Annotated in this window: 7 protein-coding genes; 2 read left to right on the top strand and 5 right to left on the bottom strand. The window is 71.2% G+C overall.

Annotated elements, in window-relative coordinates:
* Positions 1–91: 91 nt before the first annotated feature.
* From AB8A24_RS42790 to AB8A24_RS42770, 5 genes are all read right to left on the bottom strand, one after another.
* On the bottom strand, positions 92–850 hold the full coding sequence (locus tag AB8A24_RS42790) for a MerR family transcriptional regulator (RefSeq protein ID WP_328962685.1): 759 nt from the start codon (positions 848–850) through the stop codon (positions 92–94).
* Between the two features lie 381 nt (positions 851–1,231).
* A complete protein-coding gene (locus AB8A24_RS42785) occupies positions 1,232–1,753 on the bottom strand; it encodes a DUF1877 family protein (protein WP_328962686.1) in 522 nt (173 codons plus the stop codon).
* 267 nt (positions 1,754–2,020) lie between these two features.
* A complete protein-coding gene (locus AB8A24_RS42780; RefSeq protein ID WP_328962687.1) occupies positions 2,021–2,287 on the bottom strand; it encodes a hypothetical protein in 267 nt (88 codons plus the stop codon).
* A gap of 161 nt (positions 2,288–2,448) precedes the next feature.
* Positions 2,449–2,970, bottom strand: coding sequence for a putative immunity protein (locus tag AB8A24_RS42775; protein WP_328962688.1), 522 nt, complete (start codon positions 2,968–2,970; stop codon positions 2,449–2,451).
* Positions 2,971–3,017: 47 nt separating this feature from the next.
* On the bottom strand, positions 3,018–3,449 hold the full coding sequence (locus AB8A24_RS42770; protein WP_328962689.1) for a MarR family transcriptional regulator: 432 nt from the start codon (positions 3,447–3,449) through the stop codon (positions 3,018–3,020).
* Positions 3,450–3,543: 94 nt separating this feature from the next.
* Here AB8A24_RS42770 and AB8A24_RS42765 point away from each other — a divergent pair, with 94 nt between their 5' ends.
* Together AB8A24_RS42765 and AB8A24_RS42760 are read left to right on the top strand one after the other, a co-directional pair.
* Positions 3,544–4,467 (top strand): zinc-binding alcohol dehydrogenase family protein, encoded by a 924-nt coding sequence (locus tag AB8A24_RS42765; protein ID WP_369479208.1) that lies wholly within the window; start codon positions 3,544–3,546, stop codon positions 4,465–4,467.
* Positions 4,468–4,495: 28 nt separating this feature from the next.
* Positions 4,496–4,945, top strand: a complete 450-nt coding sequence (locus tag AB8A24_RS42760; RefSeq protein WP_369479207.1) for an Imm21 family immunity protein — start codon at positions 4,496–4,498, stop codon at positions 4,943–4,945.
* Positions 4,946–5,692: the final 747 nt, after the last annotated feature.

Below are 5,692 nucleotides of genomic sequence, written 5' to 3'. Positions count from 1 at the left end.
GACGCCGCCGAACAATCATTGCGGAAGCCCCGCACCAGCCCTTACGGGTTCGGTGCGGGGCTTTTCTGCGTTCACGGCCGACCGCCTCAACTCACCCGCGTGGCGTGGCGGCGTACACCTCGATGGCGTCGCGCTGATACGCGGCCAGACCCGGGGCGATCGCCTCGTAGGCGGTGCGCCAGGCGTCGTTGTCCACGCATGAGCGTCCGATCGCCCGGTACTCCTCGGCGGACACAGCATGCAGCCCCGCCACCGCCCGGTACTGGGCGTCGATCTCGGCCTGCACGGGGTCGGCGGTGACCGGGTGGCCCGCGGCCATGAGTTCGGCCAGCCGGATCATCTGCGCGGTGCGCTCTCGATGTCCCGCATCCGCTTCGGACTGGGTCATGCCGGCGGCGCGGCGCCCGATCTCCTCGGCGAGTTCGGGGAAGTCACGCATGTTCGCCGCGTAATGGGAGGGCTGGACACCCTCGAAGAGGTTCTCCGGTCGGTTGATGGTCACGGGGTTGCCGTCCTTCCTGGACCGCTCCAGTTCGGCGATGGTGCGGGAGACGGTGCCGGCCAGGGCGTCGAGGCGGTTCCGCTCCTCGAGCAGGCGCCGGTGGTGGACCCGCAGGGCGTCCACCTCGTCGACCTGCTCGGACAGGATCCGGCCGATCTCCGGCAGCCCCACGCCCAGCGCCCGCAGAACGAGGATCTGTTGGAGCTGCAGAAGCTCGCGCTCCCCGTAGTAGCGGTGACCGCCCGCGCCGGTCCGGGCCGGCGGCAGCAGGCCGGTCTCGTCGTAGTGGCGCAAGGTCCGAGCGGTCACACCCGACATCCGGGCCACTTCGGAGATCGGCCAGTCCATCTCGACTCCTGCACGTGTGTCGCCGGGCCGGTGTCTCCGGCCCTGGTCAAGACGGTAGAAGCTGCCGCAGCGGCAACTTCAAGCCCGAGATTCATGTTCCTCGTGGTCTTCACAACGGCACTGCCCGGAGTCCGAGCGGCTACCGAGGCAGCGGCGGCCACCGCCTCGGCTCCGACTTCACCTCAGGAGGACCCGTTCGCCCTGGCGCTCGGTCAGCACGGTCGCGAAGGACCGGACGTGACGGGTGAGGGGGCCGATCTCGGCGTCGACGAACTTCCGCCGCCCCCTGGAGGCATTCCGGCACGTGAAGCGGCCCAACACTCAACCGGAGAACGATGTTCAGGCGCTCGTGGGTGATGGGGACGCGTTGCGGGTCGCGGGTCAGTCCCACCAGAGCACGATGTGCAGATGGCGTCTGGCTGCGTCGGCGTAGAAACCGCGCAAGGCGTTGAAGTGCTCCAGAAGGTACGCCCTCGGACCTCCGGTGACGGAGCCCACCTGGCCGATCAAGGATGCGGCGTCACTGTCGTCGGCCGGGAGGGCGGCGAGAAGGGCGGGCATGTCGATCTGGCCGAGGAGCTCGGAGACGCGCGCCACTTGAGAGACGTCCAGGCCGGTGGGGGCGCCCCCGAAGGGGGCTACGGCGTACGGGTGGGTGTCGAGGAAGCTGAGGTCCAGAGCCGTGTCGCCATCGGTGGCCATGCGCAGTGCATCGAGATGGACCTCTCCGAGTCCGGCCACCTCGCCGACACGTTCCAGCAGAGCCGGTGCCCAGTCCAGGTCCAGCATGTCGCACGCCGGTGGATCCCAGTGGGGATCGCCGTCCGGTGACGCGGCGGCAGACTGACGGCAGGCGGCGAGATACCCCTCGGGTATGCGGGCGAACTGCTGAGTGACGGCCATGACGGCAGTATCCCTGCCGCGTCCACCGGATTTCGGTTGCCGGCCTGGGCCCGCCACGGTCACCGCCCCCGGGGGGACTTGTGACCGCCGGGGTGAGGAATTACGTGACGCTCACATCCCGAAGCCTTGGGGAATACGTGACCGTCCACAGGCGTCGACGCAGACCCGCAGCTCTCGTCCCATCGGGAAGGGCGACAGGGGGCAGCGTCCCGTACGCGTCCGACGGCACCACCGGGCGGGCCGGCCAAGGCCCGCCCCACACAAGCCTCATTCTTCTTCCTTGGGCGGCGTGGACCGCGACCCACGGCGCGCCTGCCACCACACGGTCACAGAGGCGAAGCCTCCGGCGGCGATGAAGAAGCCCACCTTCACCGCGGCCTTGCTGGACAGCCAGGCCGCGGTGGTGGGCCTGTTCCAGCCCTGCCACCAGAAGATCGCGCACACGGCCGCCGCGGTGAGCACTCCCGCCGCGACCCCCAGCGCGATGCGCCACCGTGTCCGCCCGTCCGTCCCGTCCCCCGTGTCACTGGTCATGCCGATCACGCTAGGGGCCAGGGGCGGTGGTCTCCGTCCGCACGAAGGATGATCGTGTGCGCGACTTTCGTCGATGGAGGCGCTCGAGGCACGAGCCGAAAGTCTCTGGCCCCATGTCGGGCCGCCGGGGCCGGAGTTACCCCGCAGGGCCATCCGAGGGCTCAGCGGCGGAGGGCGGCGTCGAGTTCGTAGTAGAGCGTGTCCAGCCGGCTGCGCCCGGGCTTGCGGGCGGGCATCCGGCGCAGCAGTGCGCGGACCTCCGGCGGGGCGTGCTCGATCGCCCAACGGATCTCGCCGTCGGCGGAGCCCGCGTCATCGGCCGCGGCCAGCTCATGACCGAGTGCCCCGTACACGGCGGGTCCCAGTACGTGCTTCGACTGGTGCGGGGTGGCCAGTGGGTGGATGTACGGGGTCGCTGCCGCGTGGCACGCGGCGCGGGCGGCGGCCGTGGCTGCCGGGTCGTCGACCTCGCGCGCAGCCGCGTGGGCGGCCCAGGCGAGGGAGCGTAGCTGCGCGGTCCGCTTCCCCTCGCGTACGAAGGTCCGGATGCCCTCGATCGCCTCGCGAGGGCGGGGGTCGGAGGGAGCCTTCGCCTCGAACAGGGGGAGGGCCCGCTCGACGCAATCGGCTGCCCAGAGCCCGAGTTGGCGGCGGTCTTGCTCGCTGATGGTCACCTCGTCCATCCGACCATCATGCGCTGTTTCGGCGTCCGGCGGAGCCTGCGGCAGGCTTACGGGGCTTCGTGGAGCCGGGTCAGCAGGGCCACCAGGTGCTCCCGCTCGGGCGGGTCGAGCGGGGCGAGGAACTCGGCGTTGGCGGCTTCGGCCAGGGTCGCGCAGCGGGCGAGTACGGCTGTCCCCTCCGGAGTGACGGTGACGGCGTTCTTGCGGCGGTCGTCGGGGTCCGGCGCGCGCAGTACGAGGCCCGCCTCCTGGAGGTGGTTGAGCATGCCGACCATGTCCTTGGGGTCGACGGCGAGCCGGCGGCCCAGATCGGCCTGGGCGACCGGCCCGTACTCGGCGGTGGCGGCCAGCACCGCGTGATGCATGAGCTTCAGCCCCTCCGCGGCGAGCGCCGCCGCGACCAGTTCGCGGCCGCGCGCCGCGACGCGGCCGACGAGCCAGGAGGGCAAGGACTGGATGTGCTGGAGGGCCGAGGTCATGGGCCCAGCCTACTCAAAGTCGTTGGACACCCCCACGACTTTGACCTTATCGTTGGGATATCCAATGAAAATGGCCCGAGGTCGGGGAGGTCCTGTGCTGCGCATTCGCCATGAGGTCAACGGCGGTCCGGAGGTGCTGTTCGCCGAGGAGGCCGACGTACCCGTGGCGGGGGCCGGGCAGCTGTTGGTCCGGGTCGCGGCGGTCGGGGTGACCCTGCCGACCGTGCGCAAGGTGCGGGAGGGCAGCGAGCCCGTCCCGTTCGGCGGCGAGGTGGCCGGGACGGTCGTCGCCACCGGCCCGGGCGTCACCGGCTTCCGCGCCGGGGAACGCGTCACCGGACTGTGCTTCGCCGACGCCTACGCCGAGTACGCCGTGCTCCACACCGCGATGACCTCCCGGATCCCGGCCGACGCGAGCGCCGTCGAGGCGGTCGCGCTGGTCCGCAGCGGGCTGGTGGCCCGCGGCGCGTACGAGGCCGCGCGCGTGGAACCCGGCGAATCGGTCCTGGTGACGGCGGCGGCGAGCGCGGTGGGCACGCTCGCCCTGCAGTACGCGAAAGCCGGCGGGGCGAAACGCGTCGTCGCGGCCGTCAGCAGTGCGGACAAGGCCGACTTCGTCCGAGGCCTGGGCGCCGACGAGGTCGTCCTGTACGGGGACGCCGACTGGAGCGGCCCGTACGACGTGATCCTCGACGGTGTCGGCGGCGATCTGCTCGGCCCCGCCGTACGGGCCCTGGCGACGGGCGGCCGCCTGGTGGCCTTCAGCTCCGGTGGCGGCAAGGTGGAGGCGTACGAACTCCTGGTCCGCGGCGCCTCCATGATCGGCTTCCAGATGCGGGCCGTCGCCACGGGCAAGCCCGAACTGTACGAGCGCCGGCTGCGCGAGCTCTGGCAACTGAGGGCCGCGGGCACCCTGCGCACGGCCGTGCACGAGGAGATCCCCCTCGCGGAGGCCGCCCGCGCCCACGCGCTCATCGAGCAGCGCCGGAACCTCGGCAAGGTCGTTCTGGTCCCCTGAGGGGGCGGCCGGCCGCTCACCTCGCGGCATGGCGAACTATGCGTATCCAGGACCGGTCGACCGGGTGGAGTGCGGCGGCGGGCCGCTGGTGGTGGTCCCCGTCGACGTGCTCACCCGGTGGGAGGGGGTGGACAGCGAAGGCCCGGAGTTCGACTACGACCGGGCATGCGCGGTGGTCGGCCGCACCGGACTGCTCACGGTGGGCCCGTCCCACGCGTTGGTGCGGGGAAACGGGCCCTCGTCCACGACGTTCCTTCCGGAGCACGGGGTCTTCGTACGGTGGGTGGCCGCCGAGTCGGAGGTGGAGCTGCTGGGCGGCGTCGAGGCGGCGTCGAGGCGGCGTGGGAGGACGTGGCCTGGGAGGACGGACAGGTCTGGGAGGTGCCGGGGGGCCGGTCGTGCTCTTCGACTCCGCCTGGCCCGGCTCCGAGGTGGAGCCCGACAACCACACGCGCGGCGCTGCTGCGTCGGGACCTGACCGAGGGGATCACCGCGCTCGGCTCCGCACGCTCGCCGCAGCCAACGGCTCCCTGCCGGCCCGGGCGAGTGCTCGCCTCGTTGAGCATCCGGAGCCGCACGTCCGGGGTGCGGTCGCCGCGCACGTCACGGACGAGCCGCCCGGGCGCTTCTCCCGCCTGCTGATCCACTGCCGGGCTGCCGGCCGGCGTACGTGGCGCCGTAGCCGCCGACCCCGACCTGCCTGCCGGTCTGCGCGAGCTCCGGGCAGAAAGACGCCGGACATGTTCGTCCGCAACGCGATAGCGGCTCGGACGGACACCTCGGTGGAGCTGGGTGAGCGTCTTGTGGTCGGCCTGAAGCCCGACAGTCCTGTCGCCGAGTGGATGCTGTCGTTCGGTCGCGGCAACCACGCGTGCCCTCCGGCCACCCCGGTTCCGGCACCCCTGACCAGGCAACAGACCGAAGCGCTGCCGGCACGGGCCGGCCTCCAGGGGCGGCCCTGCAGCCGGGGCCCCGGGCCGTTTTGACACCCCCCAGGCCGAGTTGTAGAGTCAAACGGTTGCCTCGAACTGGACAAGTTCGGCAGCCCAGCCCCTGAGGAATGCAATTCCGTGCGGGGTGCACTCGATTCTTCAGAATCCGAAGCCGGGGAAATCCGGTGGAGAACTTCTGATAGAGTCGGAACCGCCGGAAAGGGAAAACGCGAAAGCGAAAACCTGGAAAGCACCGAGGAAGTCGGACACGAAAGAGTCTGATAGAGTCGGAA

The sequence above is a fragment of the Streptomyces sp. BF23-19 genome, assembly GCF_041106355.1.
GTDB classification, from domain to species: domain Bacteria; phylum Actinomycetota; class Actinomycetes; order Streptomycetales; family Streptomycetaceae; genus Streptomyces; species Streptomyces virginiae_A.
Note: the sequence above shows the minus strand (reverse complement) of the source record. Positions and strands in the feature narration are given on the sequence as shown.